The sequence below is a fragment of the Streptomyces nanshensis genome, from assembly GCF_001751255.1.
Taxonomy (GTDB): Bacteria; Actinomycetota; Actinomycetes; order Streptomycetales; family Streptomycetaceae; genus Streptomyces; species Streptomyces nanshensis_A.
The window spans coordinates 1-2183 of sequence record NZ_LJGW01000589.1 but is presented as its reverse complement, the minus strand read 5'-3'; the positions used below and the strand labels follow the sequence as shown (position 1 = coordinate 2183).

General features: G+C 70.8%; 1 protein-coding gene. It reads left to right on the top strand.

Going from position 1 to position 2183, the window contains the following annotated elements; translation table 11 throughout:
- Positions 1 to 1732 (top strand): coagulation factor 5/8 type domain-containing protein (locus AN218_RS29975; RefSeq protein WP_070020196.1); only part of this gene is annotated, 1732 nt, incomplete at its 5' end.
- Positions 1733 to 2183: the final 451 nt, after the last annotated feature.

Sequence of the window (2183 nt, the reverse complement as noted above, 5' to 3'; positions counted from 1 at the left end):
CACGCTCGCCGCCGCGGGGCTCGGCGGCGTCGGCGTCGCCGCCGCGCCCCGGGCGGCCTCCGCCTTCTCCGGGCTCTCCGGCAAGGCCGCCGACGATCCCGACTTCGGCCCGAACGTCTCCCTCTTCGGGCCCGACACCTCCGCGAAGGACATCCAGGAGAAGGTCGACGCGGTCTTCAAGGACCAGGAGGAGGCACAGTTCGGCAAGGCCCGGCACGCGTTCCTCTTCAAGCCCGGCTCGTACGAAGTCGACGTCAACGTCGGCTTCTTCACCCAGGTCGCGGGCCTGGGCCTGACCCCGGACGATGTGAAGGTCTCGGGCGCAGTGCACGCCGAGGCCGACTGGTTCGACGGCAACGCCACGCAGAACTTCTGGCGTTCGGCCGAGGGCATCGCCGTGACCCCGAAGGGCGGCACGGACCGCTGGGCGGTCTCGCAGGCCGCTCCGTACCGGCGGATGCATGTGAAGGGCGACCTGGAGCTGGACGACGGCGGCTGGTCCAGCGGCGGTCTGATGGCGGACACCGTGGTCGACGGGCAGGTGCGTTCCGGTTCGCAGCAGCAGTGGCTCTCCCGCAACACCGAGTGGGAGAGCTGGGAGGGCTCGAACTGGAACATGGTGTTCGTCGGCGCGAAGAACGCGCCGAGCGGCGACGGCTTCCCCTCTCCCCCGTACACGACCGTTGAGGCGTCCCCGGCGGTACGGGAGAAGCCCTATCTGTACGTCGACGGGGACGGCGCGTTCCAGGTGTTCGTGCCGGCGCTGCTGAAGGACGCCACGGGCGCGAGCTGGTCGGGCGGCGCACCGAAGGGCGAGTCGCTGCCGATCGGCGACTTCCACATCGCACAGCCCGGCGACTCGGCGGGCAAGCTCAACGCGGCGCTGAAGGACGGCAAGCATCTGCTGCTGACGCCCGGTGTCTACGAGTTGGACGAGCCGCTGGCGGTGACCGCGAAGAACACCGTCGTGCTGGGCCTGGGTCTGGCGACGCTGATGCCGACCTCCGGGAAGGCCGTGATGACGGTCGCGGACGTGGACGGGGTGAAGCTCGCCGGCTTCCTCGTCGAGGCGGGCGCGGAGAACTCGCCGACGCTGATCGAGGTCGGCCCGAAGGGCGCGGACGGCGACCACTCGGCCAACCCGACGTCGCTGCACGATGTGTTCGTGCGCATCGGCGGCGCCGGTGCGGCGAAGTCGGAGACCAGCCTCGTCATCAACAGCTCGCACGTCATCGCCGACCATCTGTGGCTGTGGCGTGCCGACCACGGCGACGGCGTCGGCTGGGACACCAACCCCGCCGACACGGGCCTGGTCGTCAACGGCAGCGACGTGACCGCCTACGGGCTCTTCGCGGAGCACTACAAGAAGTATCAGGTGATCTGGAAGGGCGAGCGGGGCCGCACGTACTTCTTCCAGAACGAGATGCCCTACGACCCGCCGGACCAGGACGCCTGGATGAACGGTGACACGCGGGGCTACGCGGCGTACAAGGTCGACGGCTCGGTCACCGACCACCAGGCGTTCGGGCTGGGCAGCTACTGCTTCTTCGACGTCAACAAGTCGGTGGTCGCGGACCGTTCGTTCGAGGTACCGCAGGCGGACGGTGTGAAGCTGCACCACATGACGTCGGTGTCGCTGGGCGGTACGGGCACGATCGAACACGTCGTCAACGACACGGGCGGACCCGCGAACGGGGACAGCAACGTGGCGACGGTGACCTCCTACCCGTAAAGGACGTGCGCGCGGCCAGGGCAGCCGCCGCAACGGTGAGGGCTCCCCGGGGACGAGCGCGTCCCGGGGGGCCTTCGCCGTTCTGAACGCCTTGGCCGTTACCGGGACTTCGCCGTTCCGGGCGCGCTTCCGGGCGCGGGCCGCCACATCACACCTTCGGGCGAACCGGTCCCGGTTCGAGATCAACGTCCGCCGTCCGCACGTAGGTTGGGCCCTCCTCACCGCTCCACCCCGGTCCGGCGGGCACCGCCTGTGCGCCCGCCGGGCCGCGGGCTGTGGGCCCACGACGGCGAAGGACCTCGCTCATGCCGCTCCCGCCCCCTTCCGCTCCCACCGACGGCGCCTGCGGCCCGCCGCTCGCGGGCGGCGAGCAAGGAGCAGCCGCACTGCGCCCGTTGACCGGTGTGGTGCTGGACTCGCTGGAGCAGGGCGCGGCCCGGCGCGGCGGTCC